Below are 19,339 nucleotides of genomic sequence, written 5' to 3'. Positions count from 1 at the left end.
TCGATCCCGGTCATATCCAGATGCCCGGCCCGGAAACTACTTCGACGGGCGCTTTATCTCTCTGTTTGTACGCATCGCATTTTTCCGAAGCAGGTTTCTACTTTCGGACATTTCAATTGAGTTTCGACATTGGGAGGAGAATATATGTCGGCTTATCGGATCACACGGCGCGCGGGCCTCGCGCTCGGCCTTTCCATCCTGTCAGCATTCGCACTTGGCAGCCCTGCCCGTTCACAGACATTTCCAGACCGGGTGGTGACCATGGTCGTGCCGTTTGCGGCTGGCGGCTCGACGGACGTGGTTGCCCGCGTCATCGCGGCAAAAATGTCGGAGATTCTCGGCCAGCAGGTCATTATCCAGAATGTCGGCGGCGGCGGTGGCAGCCTTGGCGCTGCGAATGTCGCGCGGGCCGACCCGGACGGCTATACGATTCTGATGGGCACCGTGGCGACGCACGCGCTCAATCCGCTGATTCTGAAGACCAAGCCTTATGACGCGGAAAAGGACTTCGCTCCGATCTCGCTTCTGGTGATCGTTCCCAATGTGCTGGTGGTCAATCCGGAGCTTCCGGTGAACTCCGTCAAGGAACTTGTCGACCTGCTGAAAGCCGAGCCGGAAAAATACAGCTATGCCTCGTCCGGCAACGGCACGCCGCTGCATCTGTCGGGCGAGCTTTTCAAGAAGATGGCCGGCGTTTCGATGCAGCACATACCCTACAAAGGGTCCGGCCCCGCTCTCAATGACGTCATCGGCAATCAGGTTCCGATCATGTTCGACAACCTGCCCTCCTCCTCGTCGCATATGAAGGGCGGTACATTGAAGGCCCTCGGCGTCACCACCAAGGAGCGCGCGCCGTCCTTCCCCGATGTGCCGACGATCGCAGAGACGATCCCCGGTTATGAGACCTATACATGGAACGCGCTGTTCGCACCTGCTGGAACCCCACCCGAGGTCGTGGCCAAGCTCAATGAAGCCGCGAACAAGGCCATGGAAGATCCAACCGTGAAGGAGCGCATGAAGGAATTCAGCGCCACCATCGTCGGCTCGACACCGGAAGAACTCGCCGCGCATGTGAGGGCCGAAATCGCCAAATGGACGCCGGTCGTCAAGGATGCCAACGTCCAGATCGACTGACCGCCCGCGCCTATTCGCTGCCGGTATTGCGCCATGGGTGCAATACCGGCAGTCATTCCACCTCCCACACCCTCCCCGCTTCCAGAGCCCCGAAGGACCAGATTCGTTCTCCCCTTGATTTAATACCGACCAGTTGGTATGATATAGTCAGGGAGTACGAAAATGGCACGCAAACAGAACCCATCGACCCGGTCCAATCTGCTTGATGCAGCGCTCGGCGTTATTCGCACCAAGGGTTATGCCGCAACGTCGGTCGATGACATCTGCGCCAGGGCATCGCTGTCGAAAGGCGCATTCTTTCACCATTTCTCCAGCAAGGAAGATCTGGCCGTTGCCGCCGCCAACTACTGGTCGGAGACAACGGGCGCGCTTTTTGCGGATGCCGCCTATCACGCTCCCGAAGACCCGCTTGAGCGCGTGCTGGCCTATGTCGAGTTGCGCAAGCAGCTCGTTCAGGGCGAACTGCCTGACTTCACCTGCCTCGTCGGCACCATGACGCAGGAGGTCTATGAGACCAACTCCGTCATCAGGGATGCCTGCTGGGCCAGCATTTCAGGCCATGCGGACACGCTTGTCCCCGACATTGCAGCCGCGATGGAGCGCTATCCGGTTGCCAGTGATTTCACCGCCGAAAGCCTCGCGCTTCATACGCAGGCGGTTATTCAGGGTGCCTTCATCATCGCCAAGGCAAGCGGCGATCCGCAGCGTGCGGTCGAAAGCATCGATCATCTCAAGCGATATATAAGCCTGCTTTTCAAACACCCCGCCAACACCCGCTGAAAGCGACAATGGGAGGAAACCATGCCCAGCACTATCCGCCTGCACCGCGTATTCGCCACCAAGCCGGAAAAGGTCTATCGCGCATTCATCGAGCCGGATGCCATGGCAAGCTGGCTGCCGCCCTATGGCTTTGTCTGCACCGTCCATGAGCTGGAGGCAAAGGTCGGCGGCAAGCACAGAATGTCTTTCCGGAACTTTACGACGGGCGAAAGCCATTCATTCGGCGGCACATATGTCGAACTCGTTCCGGGAGAAAGGCTCGTCTATACGGACAGTTTCGACGATCCGAACCTGCCGGGCGAAATGAAAGTCACGATCTCGCTGAAAGCCGTATCGGTCGGCACCGAAATCAATATCGAACAGCAGGGTGTGCCGGATATAATTCCGGCTGAAGCCTGCTATCTCGGCTGGCAGGAATCCCTCGAAAAGCTGAAGAAGCTGGTCGAGGCTGAAATCACCCAGTAATCCCGTTTCGGGGATCACGCGCGGGGCTAGCGGCAGAGGCCGCTGCCCCGCATCACCGAACGAATGAAATATCGGACAGAAAATTTCCCGTCTTCTTTGAGATACAACAAATCCGGTTCTCGCCTGTCACTCTAGAATGGCTCCAATGATGATGCGGCTGTCGTCATCATGCTTCGAAGCCTGACAGCCACGGAACAACAAGATGTCGGCAGAACCTGTCTCCCTCTCCCCCGTAATCGATGTCCGCACCATACCGCCGATTTCGCGGCATGCGACGATCTTCGCGATGATCGACGCGCTTGAGCCCGGCGAAGCGCTGGAAATCGTCAACGATCACGATCCGGTGCCGCTGCACCGTCAGCTCGAAACCCGCAATCCGGGCGCCTTCTCCTGGGTCTACAAGGAAACCGGCCCACTATGGCGCGTCGAGATCGGCCGCCGGAAAATCCATCATGGCGCAGACCATGAATGCAGCTGCGGCAATCACTGAAGTCTTGCAGACCCATGTCCGGGACGAATTGAGATGATCGGCGCGACGCTTTCCCGTTGGACCCTGTCCTATTTTACCGCTTCGCTGGCTTTCCTCGTCTTCGGGCTTGGATTGATGGCGGGTGGTTTCGGCTTTCCGGTTCATGGGATTCGCGCCGCCGAAACGCTCATCGTCGTGCATGCCGTTTCCATCGGCTGGCTGGCCCTGCTGATGAGCGGCGCACTGCTGCAATTCGTCCCGGTTCTGGTGAACCGCCCCTTATGGGGAAGCGGTGCAAGCCTCCCCGCCTTGCTTCTGCTGGTGACGGGCCTTTCCGGCCTGCTTGTCGGCTTTGCGGGCATGGCGGGGCTGACGGAAAGCCCGGCATGGCTGCTGCCGGTCTCGGGCATGTTGCTGACCTGCGGATTTTCCCTCATTTTCGCAATATTGGGCATGACGCTCTGGCTTGCCCGCCCGATCGCCCTGCCTGCGCGGTTCGTCGCGGCAGGCATCTGTTGTCTTCTGATAACGGCACTGCTTGGCAGTATTTTCACCTTCGCGCTGTCCGGCTTTACTGAGCAGGCCGTCCTGCTCGATATTACGGGATCGGCATTGCCGGTTCACGCCGCGCTTGGTCTTGGCGGCTGGATGACCTTTACCGCCATGGGCGTCAGCTACAGGCTTTTGACAATGTTCATGCTGTCGCCCGACGCCGTGCGGCAAACAACCAGAATCATATGGTGGGAAGGCGCTGCCGCCCTGACCATCCTTGCAGCCGGGATCGTCATCGCAGCGCTGGAAACGGGATCGACCGAAATTGCCGTCACGGCGGCTCTCGTTCCCGGCATTGCCTGCATCGCGCTTTATATCGTCGATATCCGCGCGATCTACCGGCAGCGCAAACGCAAGACGATTGAGCTGAACAGCGCGGCCAGCATTCCGGCCTTCATCGCGCTGGGGCTTTCGCTGCTGCTGGCTATCGCCCTTTTCTGGACAGAGGTCTCCGACCGGATGATTGCCGGTCTGGTCTATCTGTTCACCTTTGGCTGGCTCTCCGGCCTGAGCCTTGCCCAGCTCTACAAGATCATACCCTTCCTGACCTGGCTCGAATGTTATGGCCCAGTGATGGGACGCGCACCGACGCCGCGCGTGCAGGATATGGTCAGCGAGGGGCGCGCCCGCCAATGGTTCGCTCTTTATTATAGCGGCGTTGCTGTCGCGACGCTGGCCCTGATCGCCGGTTATCCGACCGTGTTTCGCCTTGCCGTAGCCTTAAGTCTCGCCGCCATACTCGCATTGACCGTGCAATTCTTTCGCGCCCGGCGGCTTCTTGATGTACCGCACGGCCTGCGTCTGCCAAAAGGGGCAACCCTGCCGCATCTGATCTATGCCGGTGAACCAATCTTCAGGAGATCGAAATGACACTCTCAGTTCAGGACATCGCACACCATGTGCTGGACGTGCGCCCGCTGATCAAGGGCGGCGTGGAACCGTTCAACGCCATCATGGAAGCAGTCGATGGCCTTGCGCCGGGACAAGGCCTCCTGCTGATCGCGCCGTTCAAACCGGCACCGCTTTTCAGCGTCATGGAGCGGAAAGGCTTTTCGGCAAAGGCCGAGCCTCTGGAAAACGGCGACTGGCAGGTGCTTTTCAGCCCGGCGGCGGATGCTGCGCCGGAGTTGCAGTTTTCCGAGAACGTCGTTTCGCCGGATGTCTGGCCGGAGCCATCGCGCTATCTCGACTGCTCAGACATGCAGCCGCCGGAACCCATGGTGCGCATTCTGGCCGAAGTGGAGGATATGCCCGCCGGTGCGGTTCTGTTCGCCCTCCTGCACCGGGAGCCTTTGTTCCTGTTTCCCGAGCTTGAAAAACGCGGCCATGCATGGGTCGGCAATTTCGATGAAACCGGCAATGCCTATCGCATCATGATCCGCGTCGGAGAGCCGGGGTAGATGCCATGCAGCACATAGCCCATGCCCGGCTGGAGCAGCAGATCATCGACAGTCTGCGTCTGGTGCTCGATCCCGAACTCGGTTTCAACCTGATCGATCTCGGCATGATCTACAGCATCGACATAGATGATGGCGGCAAGGTCGATATCAGCATGACGACAACGACGCCCGGTTGCCCCGCAGCCGGTTTTCTGACCGATGCCGTGCGCGCCAGCGTCGAATCTGTCGAAGGCATTCGGGCGGTGAATGTCGAGCTGACCTATGAACCGGAGTGGATGCCCGAGATGGCAGCGCCTGAAGTACAGGCCCGATTTGGCGAGTAATCCAAGGTCACGCAAACCCCTCATCGAAACCAGCGAATGGCGCCAGACTGTTCGCTGGTTTCTCTTTGGGCGGAACCCTTTGTCAAAAAGCCTTTGCGCCAGCGCAAACAAGGCGGAACATAAATCAAGAACTGAAGATAAGCTATTGATATTGTGTGGTTAATATTACCCGATTTTCTGCATCACCTTGATCGCAGTCAAGGACCATCCACACGGCCTTTTCTATAGTCGGCATGACAGAGCAGGAAATGCTCGGTCCTATCGTAAAGGAGAGTATCGATGGTCGACCAGATGCAAATCAGCCGCCGCAGCATATTGGCGGGAGCCGCCCTCGCAGGGGCGCTTGCGCCGGTGCTGGCAACAACATCGGCCTGGGGACAGGGCGCGGTGAGAAAGGCAAGTGCTGCGGAGATTGCGGCGCTGCCGCGCCAGAAGGTGGAGTTGGTGGACCCTCCCTTCGTGCACGCCCACACCCAGGTTGCCGAGGGTGGCCCAAAGGTGATTGAATTCACCATGGTGATCGAGGAAAAGAAGATCGTCATCGATGACGCGGGAACCGAAGTTCACGCCATGGCATTCAACGGCACGGTTCCGGGACCGCTGATGGTGGTGCATCAGGACGATTATGTCGAGCTGACGCTCATCAACCCCGAAACCAACACGCTGATGCACAATATCGATTTCCACGCCGCAACGGGTGCGCTTGGCGGCGGCGGGCTGACGGAAATCAATCCGGGGGAAAAGACCATCCTGCGCTTCAAGGCGACCAAGCCCGGCGTCTTCGTCTATCACTGCGCACCTCCCGGAATGGTTCCCTGGCATGTCGTCTCGGGCATGAACGGCGCGATCATGGTGCTGCCGCGCGAGGGATTGCATGACGGCAAGGGCAAGGCCCTGACCTACGACAAGATTTATTATGTCGGGGAGCAGGATTTCTATGTGCCGCGTGACGAGAACGGGAAATTCAAGAAGTATGACGCGCCGGGCGACGCATATGAAGACACCGTCAAGGTCATGCGCACCCTCACCCCGACCCATGTCGTGTTCAACGGCGCGGTCGGCGCACTGACGGGCGACAAGGCGATGACGGCGGCGGTTGGCGAGAAGGTCCTGATCGTCCATTCGCAGGCCAATCGCGATACCAGACCGCACCTCATCGGAGGTCACGGAGATTATGTCTGGTCGACCGGCAAGTTCAACACGCCGCCCGATGTTGATCAGGAAACCTGGTTCATTCCGGGCGGTGCAGCCGGAGCAGCTTTCTATACGTTCCAGCAGCCCGGCATCTATGCCTATGTGAACCACAACCTGATCGAGGCCTTTGAACTTGGCGCAGCAGCCCACTTCAAGGTCACGGGTGAATGGAACGACGACCTGATGACATCGGTTCTGGCCCCGTCGGGCACATAAGGCCAATGCACGAAGGCGCTTCGCCTCCCGGAGCGCCTTTGGCAAATCTTCCCCAACTGTTGCTTTGCAAAGAAAGGCTCGGGGCTGCATCCGCCTGCCTCCCGGATGGATGCGGTCCCCTGTTATCCGATGAACAAATGCAAAGGAAAGAAGTGCCTGCGAGAGCTTGCGGTGGCCGTTCCGGCGGTTCTGCTGGCAGTTGTGGCGGGGCTGTTCGTCGTTGACGCCGTAGGACGTCCGGGTCAATCGCTGCCGGGCGCATCCGCGCTGCGTCCCGAAACGGTTGTCATTACGCCCCGCACCATGACCTATCGGGCCGATGGCGACTTCCAGAAGAACAATTACCCCGTCGATGCCCCGTTGACGACGCGCAGGCTGTCACGGCCATTCGAGATCATGAAATATCAGGTCGGCACGGCCGACTACGAGCTTTGTGTGGAGGATGGCGCATGCCAGCCTGCCGAGGCCCTGCCGCACAATCACGATGCATCGGCTGCCGAGGCGCCGGTCGTCGGCGTGAGTTACGATGATGCACTGGCCTATGCCGACTGGCTGTCGCGCAAGACCGGCGAAAACTGGCACCTGCCGACGGACGAGCAGTGGGCTTTCGCCGCAGGGTCGCGCTTTCCCGACGATGCGCTTGGCATCGAGGACGATGCCGCAAGCAATCCTGCAATCCGCTGGCTGAGGGATTATGAGAAACAGAGCGCCCGCAAGCTGGACAGAAGCCCCGCGCGACGCCCCGCCGGTGCCTTCGGCGTCAACGAACTGGGAGTAGCCGACATTGCAGGCAATGTGTGGGAATGGACGCAGACCTGCCACCGCCGCGTCAATATCGATGCCTATGGCAAGCAGGTTGCGGAAGTGCCGTCGTGCGGGGTTTATGTGGTCAATGGCAAGCACCGCGCGGCGATGAGCTCGTTTATCCGCAACCCGAAAACCGGAGGATGCAGCGTCGGCGTCCCGCCCGACAATCTCGGTTTCAGGCTGGTGCGTGACAACCGCTGGTATGCCGTGGTGTGGAAGCGTATCCAGAACATAGGTGCATGAGCTGTGAATGCCCGGTCCCCGGCTGCGAAAACAATTCCAAGCCCGCTGTGCTGTGCTAAGGTGAACATGGGTCTTGGAGTGTGAGAAAATGCAATGTCCATGATAGATCGCGGACTTGTCAGGAAACTGTCCCTGTTCGCCAAAATGAGTGATGGCGAACTCGACAAGCTTGTTTCATATGCAACCACAAAGCGCGTTCTGCCCGGAGAGGCGATTTTTGAACAGGGCGACGATGCCGTCCTGTTCTATCTGCTCCTGCACGGGCGATTGAAGGTCAATCAGGTGACGCCGGACGGACAGCAGATCATCGTCCGCATGGTGCATCCGGGCGACCTTTTCGGCTTTGCGCGCGCCTTGCAGAGAAGCGATTATCCCGGCACGGCGGTCGCCGTGGCGGAGAGCATCGTTCTCGCCTGGCCAACCGAGCTTTGGGACTATTTCGTCGAGCAGAATCCCGGTCTGGCGATGAATGCGATCCAGACCATCGGCAAGCGACTGGAAGAAGCCCATACGCGCATCCGCGAAATGTCGACGGAAGAAGTCGAGCGGCGTGTCGCGCACACGGTTCTGCGCCTCGCGCGTCAGGCCGGACGGAAAGAGGAAGACGGTATCCGCATCGATTTCCCGATCACGAAGCAGGATATCGCCGAAATGACCGGGACGACGCTGCATACGGTGTCGCGCATTCTCACCGGCTGGGAAGGACAGGGATTTGTTCGCGGCGGACGCCAGAAACTGACCGTTCTCAATATGTCGGGCATCAGGCGGCTGGCCGATGGCGAGCGATAAGGCGGCGGAAAACGCCTGAAAATCGAGCGAAAACAGCCGCCGAAATCCAAGCAAAATTCAATCAAAACAAATATTTAAAGATATTTCTTTTCAAAGAGATTCGGGACGACGGGCAGCGCATTCGTGGCTCCCGTCTCCCTCGCCTACTGACCGAGGAAAAGGACGGCGGCAATTACGATGGAAGCCGCAACGGCGGACAGGGTGCCCGCGCCCTGCAAGGCTCCCATACGATAGAGAACCAGTGAAAAACCGATGATCGCCGGTGTCGCGACGATGAGCCCGATCTGTGCGTCCGTCATTGAAGTTTCCTTTGCTATGGTGGCGATACACTGGCCCGGTCAGTGCGTTTGTTCTTTGCCAAAACGCAAAGAAGCTCCCGATTGCGGGCGCTAGGCATGTTCCATGTCTGGAACCGAAGATTTGACCATAGTTGCAACGGGTTCGGAGGATCGCCCCGAAGACGATCTCCTGCTCTGGATCCTGGTGTGGAGCGAGCTTGCCGCCTTCGCAATCCTGCTGACCGCTTTCATGGTGATGTCGATCATCGACGTGGAAGGCGTGACGCAGCTGCGTTCGCATCTGAGCCCAGCCCTCGCCGCAACCAACACCGTCGTGCTTTTGATGAGCGGCTGGCAGGCGGCAATTGCCGTGCGCAGGCGCAACGATTTGAGCAAGGCTCGCCGTCCGCTTTTATATGCCGCATTTTTCGGTCTCGTTTTCGTGGCGATCAAGCTCGTGGAATATTCGCATGAAATCGAGTTCGCGGGCGATGATGCCGCGGGCTCCTTCTTCGAGCTTTATTTTCTGCTGACCGGCTTTCACCTGATGCATGTGCTGTTCGGGTCGGTGGTGCTGGCGCTGGTCGCATGGCGGCCGACACGATCCAATGTCCTGCTGATCACGACGCTCTGGCACGCCATCGACCTCGTATGGCTGGTGATGTTTCCTGTCCTTTACCTTGCCTGAGGCCCACAGTGTCCGATCGCGCTTCTTCGCTCACCCGAACATTCATTGTCCTCGTTCTCCTTGCCCTGAGCGGCGCATTCATCGCAGCCACCAGCGCAGGAATGCTCGCAGCCGTCGTCATCGTTCTGATCCTCGCCTTCGCGAAGGGCTGGTTCGTCATCCTCGACTTCATGGAGATGCGCGGGACGGACGGCCTTTTGAGGCCTGCCTTGCTGGCCTGGCCTGCGCTCCTGCTGGCGCTTGCGCTCGGACGTTCCATTCTTGTCCGCATCCTCTTGTAAACAACTGTTCCATCTCCCGTTCTGCGCTTTTCTGGAAACGCTCCAGTCTTTGCCAAATCGCAAAGAAGGCTTTTGCCCGACCGATAGAACGGTCCTGTCCCGTGATGCTGGCGAGGGGAAATGACCAGCCACATTATCGACGGGGGAATTTGCCGGGCTTTGACCCCGGCCAATGAAAGGACGAAGGGATGGCAGAACGCCTAACCAAGACCGGCGCTCGAAACGTCTTCTACGGCGGGTCTATTTTCTTTTTCGCGATCTTCGTGGGGCTGACGGCGCACAGCCACTACTACATGAAAACGACGTCCACGGATGAATCGACGCTGACGGCATCCGTCGCCCGCGGCAAGCACATCTGGGAGAAAAACTCCTGCATCAACTGCCACACGCTGCTGGGTGAAGGCGCCTATTTCGCGCCCGAGCTCGGCAATGTCTGGAAGCGCTGGGGCGGGGAAGAAGACCCCGAAGGCGCACGCGAGACAATGAAAGCGTGGATGCAGGCACAACCCACCGGGATCGAAGGGCGTCGCCAGATGCCCCAGTTCAACCTGAGCGAACAGGAACTCAACGATCTGGCTGATTTCCTTGAATGGACCAGCCGCATCAAGACGCAGGACTGGCCGCCCAACGAGGCAGGCTGAGCGCGGGATGAACGGAGTTACACATTATGAAATATGAAAGCCAAAAGGTTGCGATGCTCTATTTTTATGGAGCGCTCGTACTGTTCATCGCGCAGGTCGCATTCGGCGTTCTCGCCGGTACGATCTATGTCCTGCCCAACACGCTCTCCGAGCTGCTGCCCTTCAACATCGTCCGCATGATCCACACCAATGCGCTGGTGGTCTGGCTGCTGATGGGCTTCATGGGTTCGACTTATTATCTGCTGCCGGAAGAGACCGAAACCGAGCTTTACAGCACCAGGCTCGCCGTCATCCAGTTCTGGCTTTTCTTCGTCGCCGCAGGCATCGCCGTTGTCGGTTACCTGTTCCATATTCATGAGGGGCGGGAATTTCTCGAACAGCCATTCATCATCAAGGTCGGCATTGTCGTCGTCTGCCTGATCTTCCTGTTCAACATCACACTGACGGCGCTCAAGGGCCGCAAGACGACCGTAACAAACATCCTTCTGTTCGGCCTGTGGGGCCTTGCCCTTTTCTTCCTCTTCGCCTTTTACAACCCGATCAATCTCGCGCTCGACAAGCTCTACTGGTGGTACGTCATCCATCTGTGGGTTGAAGGCGTGTGGGAACTGATCATGGCGTCGATCCTCGCCTTCCTGATGATCAAGCTCAACGGCATCGACCGCGAGGTCGTCGAAAAATGGCTCTATGTCATTGTCGGGCTGGCCCTGTTTTCCGGCATTCTCGGCACCGGTCACCATTATTACTGGATCGGCGCGCCCGGTTACTGGCAGTGGATCGGTTCGCTGTTCTCGACGCTCGAAGTCGCCCCGTTCTTCACCATGGTCATCTTCACCTTCGTGATGACATGGAAAGCCGGTCGCAAACATCCAAACCGTGCGGCTCTTCTCTGGTCCATCGGCTGTTCGGTGATGGCCTTCTTCGGAGCGGGTGTGTGGGGGTTCCTGCACACGCTGTCGTCGGTCAACTATTACACCCACGGCACGCAGCTTACCGCCGCCCACGGACACCTCGCCTTCTTCGGCGCCTACGTCATGCTCAACCTTGCGGTGATGGCCTATGCGATCCCTGAACTGCGTGGACGGGCGCCATACAACCAGATGCTCTCCATGGTGAGCTTCTGGGCGATGTGCACGGCCATGTCCGTGATGACGTTCGCCCTGACCTTTGCGGGCGTCGTCCAGACCCACCTTCAGCGCGTGCTCGGAGAAGCATTCATGACCGTGCAGGATCAGCTGGCCGTATTCTACTGGATACGCCTCGGCTCCGGCGTCGTGGTGGTGATCTCGGCCTTCATGTTCATCTGGGCCGTGCTGGTTCCGGGCAAGGAACGTCGCGAAAACACCTCCGGCTTCGTACAGCCCGCCGAATGATCGACGCTAGGCCCCGCCATCAGGCGGGGCTTCACCGCCTGATGCAAAGGAAAACGGCCATGAACTCCATTCTCAGAAATATCGACAATACCGGTGTCTCAATCCCTGCCTACAGCCCATCGGGCAATGAATGCGCGCTTTTTGAAATGGCATGGACGCGCAAGCTGCCATTGCTTCTGAAAGGTCCGACCGGCTGCGGCAAGACGCGGTTTGTAAGCCATATGGCCGCAAAGCTCGGCCTGCCGCTCTCGACGGTTTCCTGCCATGACGATCTGGCAGCCGCCGACCTGACCGGGCGTTATCTGCTGAAGGGCGGCGACACCATATGGGTTGACGGCCCGCTGACCCGCGCCGTGCGCGAAGGCGGCATCTGCTATCTCGACGAGATCGTCGAAGCGCGCAAGGACGTGGCCGTGGTCCTGCATCCGCTGACCGATGACCGCCGCCTTCTGCCATTGGAGCGCACCGGGGAGCTGCTCGAAGCGCCCGACCGCTTCATGCTCGTCGTATCCTACAATCCGGGTTACCAGAACCTGCTGAAATCCCTGAAGCCCAGTACGCGACAGCGCTTCGTTGCCATCGAGTTCGACTTTCTGCCGAAAGAGCAGGAAATCGCGGTGGTGAGTGAAGAAAGCGGACTTGCCGCACAGAAGGTCGCGCCGCTGGTGGCGCTGGCTCACCGGCTGCGCGGGTTGAAAGGCCACGATCTGGAAGAAGGTGTTTCGACCCGCCTGCTGGTCTACTGCGCCACGCTGATCGAGGCGGGGCATGCCGCAACGCGAAGCGGCGCGCGCCGCAATGATCGAGCCTCTAACCGACGAGCCGGACGTGAAGGCCGCGCTGATTGAAGTTGCCGATGCAATGCTGAAATAGGCGGGCGCACCATGCTGGATTTTCTGGAACTGGAGGAAACCGTCGGTCGGGCGTGGCATCGCCTGATCGGCAAGACGGGATCATGGCCGCATTATCCCGAGCAAGCCGTGCAGCTTGGCGATATTCGCCAGAAGCTCGCTATCTGCTTTCGCGGTTTTGGCGGCGACGTAGCCGTGCAGATTGCCCCCGCCCGCGCGCGAACCTCCGGGCACAGGCTGGGCCTGCGGCAGCGAATGGCCCTGGGTGAAGAAAAACTCAGCCAGCCGTTGCGGGATGAAGCGACATTGATGCTGCCGCCAGAGATCGCGCTTTTTCCCGACCGCACGCTCAATTACGATCTTTACGTCTGGCTTGCCGGTTACATGGCGGTGATGCCGGTTGAGGTGAACGAGCTTCCCACCGATCCGCTGCGCCGCAATCTTGCATCACTTGCTGTCGCATCGGAAACGGTTGCGAAGACTTGCCGGGTATTTCCCGGCTTGCAGAAACGTTATGCGCGGTTGTGCGAAGCAGTGCTGGCTGCACGCCCCAAACGCCCGCTCCATGGGCTGGAGCGACAGGTGGAAGAGCGGATTCTGGCACTTCTGAAACAGGGCGCGGGACTGCCCGACGACAGCCTCCCCACGATCTTTCCGCATTGCGCGCCCGCGAGCTATCTGCCTGCCCTGCCCGCCCCACTATGGCCGGAATTGATAAGGCGCGAGGAAACCGCCCCGCGCGACAGTGACGACCAGCCGGTGCCCGGCAGCAAGGTCGAAGGCGTCGAAACCGGACGGCAGATCGCCAATCGCGAGAAGCAGGACCCCAGACTGGCCGACAGAAGCCCGTTCATTCTCAACCGCTTCGAAAAAATCCTGGCCATGGCCGAAATGGTGAGCGTCGACCGGCCAACCGACGATAGCGACGAGCAGAACGCCAAATCCGCCGACGAGCTTGACGATCTGACACTGGGTGAGCGCAAGGGCAGACCTGCTGCCCGTTTCCGGTTCGACCTCGACCTGCCGCCGGAAGCCATCGACCGAACGGCTCTCACCGCCGGACTGACCTATCCGGAATGGGACTACCGCAAGGCAAGCTATCTTCAGGATCATTGCCACGTTCTGGCTACCCCCGCGCAAGCTCGTGACGTGCCAATGGAACTCGATGATGAAGCAATGAGCCTTGTACGACGCGTGCGGCGCCAGTTCGAAATCCTGCGTCCGGGCCGCGAATTGATGCGGGCGCAGCTCGATGGCAATGATCTCGATCTTGATGCCGTGGTCCGTTCGCGATGCGACTTTGCCGCCGGTGGTCAGGGGAGCGACCGTGTGCACCTGATGAACCGCCCCAAGGCCAACGACCTTGCGGTCACCATTCTGGTGGACGTGTCGCTATCCACCGATGCCTGGATCGACAATCGGCGCGTGCTGGATGTGGAAAAGGAGGCGCTTCTGGTTCTGGCCAATGGCATTGCAGCCTGCGGCGACCGCTGTTCCATCCAGACCTTCACCTCGCGCCGCCGTTCATGGGTGCGGGTCGAGACAGTGAAAGATTTTGACGAAGCTTTCGGACCGGCGGTCGAACACCGGATTGCTGCGCTGAAACCCGGCTTCTATACGCGAATGGGAGCAGCCATCCGCCATTCTACGGCAAAGCTTGCCGAACAGCCCAACCGCAAGAAGCTCCTGCTGGTGCTGACGGACGGCAAGCCGAACGATGTCGATCATTATGAAGGCCGGTTCGCCCTTGAGGACAGCCGCAGGGCAGTCCAAGAAGCGCGCGCCAGAGGCGTCAACGTCTTTGCCGTGACGGTCGACCGCGAGGCCAGCAGCTATCTCCCCGCACTTTTCGGCCGCAGAAACTATGCGCTCGTGGCCAGACTGTCGAAACTGCCATTCGCTCTGCCCGCGATCTACCGGGTGATGACGGGATAGCGGGGTCGATCGACTTACTCGATAGCGCGACGCCTATCCCCGCTCCGCATTGTGGGTTTCTTCCGAAGGTTTCCAGATTCTATAGCGGATTTCGAAACCGTCCTTCGCATAGATGACAATCGGGAGGCGGCTATTATAGCGGAGCATGAAGTTCTCGCCGCGCACCGGCACGAAATCGGTTCGCTTGCTGTCTTCCGGGCAGGCCATCAGGGTGCCGGACATGCGGTCGCTTGCCGTGAGGGTGAAATAGTCGAAGCCCCAGCCTTCAACGGTACTCGGGGTCAGACTTCCGCCGAACCAGCTTATATTGCAGTCCACGGTTGCGTTGCGCCCCGCGATGATTTCCACTTTCGCATCCTGTTCCTTTTCAAGCGGCGGAAGATGGATGACATAGCGGTAGGAACCGGACGGCGCGGCCGGAAAAGCCTGCAGGTTCCTTTCAGATTCGGTCTTTCCCTCGGCGCTCGCGACCTGGGGAACGGCGAAACTGGCTGCGATCAGCCCTATCTGCAAGAATTGTCTGGCTTTCATGGTCATGCTCTCGTTTTCTGTTGCGTTCCCACTATCGCAATAATGGAGCGGAAGCTGTGGGAAATTTCACTCTTGCACGGTTTCAGAAACTGAATCCTTTTTCTCATCGGGTCGCCCGCCCAGGCGCTCGGGCAGATGCTCGGCCAGTCGCTGAATGACGAAGTAGAGACCGGGGGTGAGAAGCAATCCCAGACTGGTGGCGGCCACCATCCCGCCAAAGATCGTGACGCCGACAGCCTGTCTCGCGCCAGCGCCTGCGCCCGACGACAGGATGAGGGGCAGAATGCCGAGGATAAAGGAAACGGCTGTCATCATGACGGCACGAAAACGCTGTTCGGCACCGGCACGGGCAGCCTCCCCCGCCGTCAGACCGGCCTCGCGTTGTTCCTTGGCGAACTCCACAATCAGGATGGCGTTCTTTGCGGCAAGCCCGATCAGCAACACCATGGCGATCTGCACATAGAGGCTGTTCTGCAGCCCGAAGAAAGTGAGACCCGCGACGGCCCCCAAAAGCGCGGCGCCCAGCGACAGGATCACGACTGCCGGCAAGGCCCAGCTTTCGTATTGGGCGACAAGGAAGAGATAAGCAAAGAGGAAGGCAAGCGCGAAGATGAGCGTCTCCTGACCGCTGCTTCTTCTTTCCTGGAAGGATAGTCCCGACCATTCATAGCCATAGCCTTCCGGCAGGACTTCCGAAGCGACCTGTTCCATCGCCGCCATGGCCTGCCCGCTGCTGGAACCCGGTGCGGTTACGGCGTTGACCTGCGCCGAAGCTGCAAGATTGTATCGGGTGATGACGAAGGGCGCCAAAACCGTGGTCAGCGACACAACGCTTCGCAGCGGGACCATGGCTCCGCTGCGGTTGCGGACGTGAAGCTTGAGGATATCCTCGCTATGCGCGCGGAAGTCGGAATCGGCCTGCAGGTTGACCTGGAAAACGCGCCCGTTCAGAGTGAAATCATTGACGTAGCGCGAGCCGAAATTCGCACCGATCGCCGCATATATATCCGATACGCTGAGGCCAAGGGCTTCGGCGCGGGAACGGTCGACATCGACATAGATCTGCGGGACATTCGCGTTAAAAGTGGTTGCCGCACCAGCGATTTCGGGACGCTGATTGATGGAGCCCAGCAAGGAGGCAACCACCTGCGCGATCTCCTGCGGAGGCTGGCCCTGCAAGGCTTGCAGCCGGAAATCGAGACCGCCAACCGCTCCCATACCCGCGATTGCGGGCGGCGCGAATACGGCAACATTTGCGCCCGGAACCTGCGAGAACTTAGCGCGCAGGCCGTTGACGATACTGTTGAGCTGCAAAGCCTTCGTCTCGCGGTCCGCCCATGGCGTAAGCGCGGCAACGGCCATGGCGCTATTGGGCGTGCTCGTTGACTGCAGGATGCTGAACCCCGCCACCGTTATGACATCCTGAACGCCTTCGGTCTCGCTCAGCGTCTTGCGCACATTCTCGACGATCAGGTTCGTGCGGTCGAGCGAAGCCGCGCTCGGCAGCTGTATGTCGACAAAGAGCGCGCCCTGATCTTCATCAGGCAGGAAGGTTGCGGGAAGATTGACAAAGACGAAATAGGCCAGTGCAAAACAGGCGACGACGCCTGCAACCGGTATGACCCAGTGCTTCACCAGAATGCCGACGATCTTGCCGTAGCCTTCGCGGGTTTTTTCCATGGAGCTTGAGAACCACGCCAGTGGACCCCTGCGGTAACCGCGCTGGCCGTGCCTGAGCAGAAACGCCGCAAGCGCTGGACTGAGCGTCAGGGCCACGAATGAGGAAAGTACCAGCGCCGACGAGATCGTGACTGCGAACTGCCTGTAAAGCTGTCCGCCGATGCCCTCCAGAAAAGCGGTGGGCGTGACCACCGCCAGCAGGACGAGCGTCGTGGAAATAATCGGCCCGGTGATCTGGTGCATCGCCTTGCGCGTCGCATCGATGACCGGAATGTCCGGCTCGTCTTCCAGCACATGCTTGACGTTTTCCACGACCAGGATTGCATCGTCCACCACAAGCCCGATGGCAAGGACGAGAGCCAGCAGCGAAATCATGTTCAGCGAATAGCCGACCGCAAACAGCACCGCCACCGCACCCAGCATGGAGACCGGTATGGCCAGCGCCGAGATCAGCGTCGCCCGCCAGTCCTGAAGGAAGATGAATGTGACCGCGAGCACGATCACGAAAGCCTCGAACAATGTTCGGGTGGTCAGTTGCAGGCTCGCCTCGACGAACCGTGTCGCATCATAGACGACATGATATTGCAGCCCCGCCGGAAATCTCGATGACAGGCGTTCAAGCTCCGCCTCCACGGCTGTCGCGGTCTGGATCGCATTGGCGCCGGGCGACTGGTTGATTTGCAGCATAGCCGATTCATGACCGGCAAAACTTGCTCTCGAAGCATAGTTGCGTGCGCCCAGTTCCAGACGCGCGATGTCGCGCAGGAACACTTTCGCACCGTCGGCCCCGGTACGAACGACGATGTTTCCAAACTCCTCCGTATCGCGAAGCCGTCCCTCGGCTACCAGCGTATATTGAAGCTCGGTCCCCACGCGCATGGGCGGCGCGCCAGCCTGACCGAGCGTCGCCTGGATATTCTGGCGCTGGATCGCCGCCGAAACCTCATCGACCGTTATGCCGAGCGCGTCCATTCGCTGCGGATTGAGCCAGACGCGCATCGAATATTCGGACGCGCCCACGACATTCGCCTCGCCGACGCCGGGTACGCGGGCCAGCGCATCGACAATCGTGGTCGTGGCGAAATTGGTGATTTCAAGGGCGTTCAGGCTGTCGTCCGGTGAGTAGAACGCTATGCCCAACACGAAATCCGGTGAGCGGGACCGGACCGACACGCCTTGCTGTGCCACCGCTGCGGGCAGACGGGAGATCGCCAGCTGCGCGCGGTTCTGGACATTGATCTGCGCCAGTTCAGGGTCGGTTCCCACTTCAAAAGTGACGGACAGCGAATACTGCCCGGCATTGGAACTGGTGGACGACATATACATCATGCCATCGACACCGTTGATTGCCGTTTCCAGCGGTCCGCCGACGACATCGGCGATCACTTCCGCGCTCGCGCCCGGATAGGAGGCCGATACATTGACCGTCGGCGGCGTGATCTGCGGATATTGCTGGATAGGCAATGAAAAGATCGCAATCGCACCAGCGATGGAAATGATGATCGAGATGACGATTGCGAGGCGGGTTCGCCTGATGAACAGCTCTGAAATCATTGCCCCACCCCTGCACTGCCGGGGATCGGGTCAAGGGGAGATACGGCCTGCCCGTCTGCGATGCGCTGCAAGCCCTCGACGACAATCGTTTCACCGGCCTTGAGGCCATCCGTGACCGACCACCCATTGTCGATGCGTGTGCCCGTCACGATGGGTCGCCGGGAAACCGTGTTTCCTTCGTTGAGAACGTAGACATATTTGCCCTGCCGGTCCTGCAACACGGACGCCATGGGGACCACCGGCAATTCACCGGCCGTTTCATCCATGAGATTGACGGCAACCACCTGCCCCGGAACCAGAATATGGTTCGGATTGGCAAACAGCGCCCGCACCGCCACTGTGCCGGTCTGCGCGCTCACTTCATTGTCGATGAACTGGATGGTCCCGCGTTCGCCATATTGCGTACCATTGGCAAGCGTCAGGCTCACCTTGAAGCTTTCCGGGCTGACCGTGCCACCTCCCGCTTCCTTCTGGCGAATGGCGATCAGCGCGCGGTCCGGGATGGAAAACACAACCCGCACGGGATCAAGCTGCACGATGCGTGCAAGCGACCCCATGCTCGGGCCGACCAGATTGCCCACTGTGAAGAGCGAACGTCCTATCGTCCCGTCGATCGGCGATCTTACCTGCGTGTAAGAGAGATTGAGCCGGGCATTGTTGAGCGCGGCTTCGGCGTTGCGCACATCCGCCGTGGCAATGTCGAACGCGGCCTGCGCATCATCGAGAGCGGCTTGCGAAACGGTATTCCGGTTGGCGAGGGTCCGCGTTCGGGCGAGTGTTTGCCGGGCGGCATTCTGGGCGGCTTCCGCCCGCGCGACCTGTGCTTCCGCGGACATGACCGCCGCCTGCATCTGATCCGGCTCGATTTCGAAAAGGAGATCGCCTGCCTTGACCGCCGATCCCTGTTCAAACGCCTTTTCCTTCAGGAAACCCGTGATCCGGGCCTGAATATCGACCGCTTCAATCGCCTCCACCTGCCCGTTGAAACGAAACGGCGCGGTTGCGGGCGCCAATTCCACTTTGCGCACGACCACGGGAGGCGCTCCCCCAGCCGGAGGCTGCTGGGCGAGACCGGGCAGCACCGGCAAGGTCCAGAGCATCGTTACAAGGGCAGCGGTAACAGAACGACGAACGAGAGACTTCTTCAATTGCGTG

General features: G+C 59.6%; 19 protein-coding genes and 1 pseudogene. 16 read left to right on the top strand and 4 right to left on the bottom strand.

Annotated features, from left to right (window positions below; all coding sequences use genetic code 11):
- The first annotated feature begins 144 nt into the window (after positions 1–144).
- The 10 genes from OINT_RS04450 to OINT_RS04405 all read left to right on the top strand — a co-directional run bounded on the left by OINT_RS04450 (position 145) and on the right by OINT_RS04405 (position 8,372).
- The gene (locus tag OINT_RS04450) at positions 145–1,134 is read left to right on the top strand and encodes a Bug family tripartite tricarboxylate transporter substrate binding protein (protein ID WP_039852526.1); all 990 of its coding nucleotides are present in this window, start codon (positions 145–147) and stop codon (positions 1,132–1,134) included.
- A gap of 162 nt (positions 1,135–1,296) precedes the next feature.
- Positions 1,297–1,914: a TetR/AcrR family transcriptional regulator gene (locus OINT_RS04445; protein ID WP_006466581.1), complete on the top strand. Its 618-nt coding sequence runs from the start codon at positions 1,297–1,299 to the stop codon at positions 1,912–1,914.
- A 21-nt stretch (positions 1,915–1,935) separates the two neighbouring features.
- Positions 1,936–2,379 carry an SRPBCC family protein gene (locus OINT_RS04440; protein ID WP_006466580.1) on the top strand — a complete coding sequence of 148 codons (444 nt, stop codon included), beginning with the start codon at positions 1,936–1,938 and terminating at the stop codon, positions 2,377–2,379.
- A gap of 202 nt (positions 2,380–2,581) precedes the next feature.
- Positions 2,582–2,869 (top strand): DUF2249 domain-containing protein, encoded by a 288-nt coding sequence (locus OINT_RS04435; RefSeq protein ID WP_006466579.1) that lies wholly within the window; start codon positions 2,582–2,584, stop codon positions 2,867–2,869.
- Positions 2,870–2,902: 33 nt separating this feature from the next.
- A complete protein-coding gene (locus tag OINT_RS04430) occupies positions 2,903–4,270 on the top strand; it encodes a hypothetical protein (protein ID WP_006466578.1) in 1,368 nt (455 codons plus the stop codon).
- On the top strand, positions 4,267–4,800 hold the full coding sequence (locus OINT_RS04425; protein WP_006466576.1) for a DUF2249 domain-containing protein: 534 nt from the start codon (positions 4,267–4,269) through the stop codon (positions 4,798–4,800). Before OINT_RS04430 ends, OINT_RS04425 begins: the two co-directional genes overlap by 4 nt.
- 5 nt (positions 4,801–4,805) lie before the next feature.
- Positions 4,806–5,123, top strand: a complete 318-nt coding sequence (locus OINT_RS04420; RefSeq protein WP_006466574.1) for a metal-sulfur cluster assembly factor — start codon at positions 4,806–4,808, stop codon at positions 5,121–5,123.
- A gap of 279 nt (positions 5,124–5,402) precedes the next feature.
- A complete protein-coding gene (gene nirK, locus OINT_RS04415) occupies positions 5,403–6,533 on the top strand; it encodes a copper-containing nitrite reductase (protein ID WP_006466572.1) in 1,131 nt (376 codons plus the stop codon).
- 129 nt (positions 6,534–6,662) lie between these two features.
- Positions 6,663–7,583, top strand: a complete 921-nt coding sequence (locus OINT_RS04410) for an SUMF1/EgtB/PvdO family nonheme iron enzyme (RefSeq protein WP_006471815.1) — start codon at positions 6,663–6,665, stop codon at positions 7,581–7,583.
- Between the two features lie 93 nt (positions 7,584–7,676).
- Positions 7,677–8,372, top strand: coding sequence for a Crp/Fnr family transcriptional regulator (locus OINT_RS04405; RefSeq protein WP_006466568.1), 696 nt, complete (start codon positions 7,677–7,679; stop codon positions 8,370–8,372).
- Positions 8,373–8,515: 143 nt separating this feature from the next.
- On the opposite strand, the gene OINT_RS23785 is transcribed toward OINT_RS04405, so the two are convergent.
- Positions 8,516–8,671 (bottom strand): hypothetical protein, encoded by a 156-nt coding sequence (locus OINT_RS23785; protein ID WP_006466567.1) that lies wholly within the window; start codon positions 8,669–8,671, stop codon positions 8,516–8,518.
- A 103-nt stretch (positions 8,672–8,774) separates the two neighbouring features.
- On the opposite strand from OINT_RS23785, the gene OINT_RS04400 reads away from it, so the two are divergent.
- From OINT_RS04400 to OINT_RS04375, 6 genes and pseudogenes are all read left to right on the top strand, one after another.
- Positions 8,775–9,338 (top strand): cytochrome c oxidase subunit 3 family protein, encoded by a 564-nt coding sequence (locus OINT_RS04400; RefSeq protein WP_006466565.1) that lies wholly within the window; start codon positions 8,775–8,777, stop codon positions 9,336–9,338.
- An 8-nt stretch (positions 9,339–9,346) separates the two neighbouring features.
- The gene (locus OINT_RS04395) at positions 9,347–9,619 is read left to right on the top strand and encodes a cytochrome C oxidase subunit IV family protein (RefSeq protein ID WP_006466564.1); all 273 of its coding nucleotides are present in this window, start codon (positions 9,347–9,349) and stop codon (positions 9,617–9,619) included.
- 188 nt (positions 9,620–9,807) lie between these two features.
- Entirely contained in the window at positions 9,808–10,260 is a 453-nt protein-coding gene (locus tag OINT_RS04390) for a c-type cytochrome (protein WP_006466562.1), read from the top strand.
- Between the two features lie 26 nt (positions 10,261–10,286).
- Positions 10,287–11,633: a nitric-oxide reductase large subunit gene (locus OINT_RS04385; RefSeq protein WP_006466560.1), complete on the top strand. Its 1,347-nt coding sequence runs from the start codon at positions 10,287–10,289 to the stop codon at positions 11,631–11,633.
- A 59-nt stretch (positions 11,634–11,692) separates the two neighbouring features.
- Positions 11,693–12,506: pseudogene (locus OINT_RS04380) on the top strand (AAA family ATPase).
- An 11-nt stretch (positions 12,507–12,517) separates the two neighbouring features.
- Entirely contained in the window at positions 12,518–14,419 is a 1,902-nt protein-coding gene (locus OINT_RS04375) for a nitric oxide reductase activation protein NorD (RefSeq protein ID WP_006466559.1), read from the top strand.
- Between the two features lie 33 nt (positions 14,420–14,452).
- Here OINT_RS04375 and eco read toward each other — a convergent pair whose 3' ends face one another.
- The 3 genes from eco to OINT_RS04360 form a co-directional block, all read right to left on the bottom strand.
- Positions 14,453–14,950, bottom strand: a complete 498-nt coding sequence (gene eco, locus OINT_RS04370; protein ID WP_235691658.1) for a serine protease inhibitor ecotin — start codon at positions 14,948–14,950, stop codon at positions 14,453–14,455.
- Positions 14,951–15,016: 66 nt separating this feature from the next.
- The gene (locus tag OINT_RS04365) at positions 15,017–18,184 is read right to left on the bottom strand and encodes an efflux RND transporter permease subunit (protein WP_006466557.1); all 3,168 of its coding nucleotides are present in this window, start codon (positions 18,182–18,184) and stop codon (positions 15,017–15,019) included.
- Positions 18,181–19,332 carry an efflux RND transporter periplasmic adaptor subunit gene (locus tag OINT_RS04360; protein ID WP_006471818.1) on the bottom strand — a complete coding sequence of 384 codons (1,152 nt, stop codon included), beginning with the start codon at positions 19,330–19,332 and terminating at the stop codon, positions 18,181–18,183. Before OINT_RS04360 ends, OINT_RS04365 begins: the two co-directional genes overlap by 4 nt.
- Positions 19,333–19,339: the final 7 nt, after the last annotated feature.

This window comes from Brucella intermedia LMG 3301 (assembly GCF_000182645.1).
GTDB lineage: Bacteria > Pseudomonadota > Alphaproteobacteria > Rhizobiales > Rhizobiaceae > Brucella > Brucella intermedia.
Note: the sequence above shows the minus strand (reverse complement) of the source record. Positions and strands in the feature narration are given on the sequence as shown.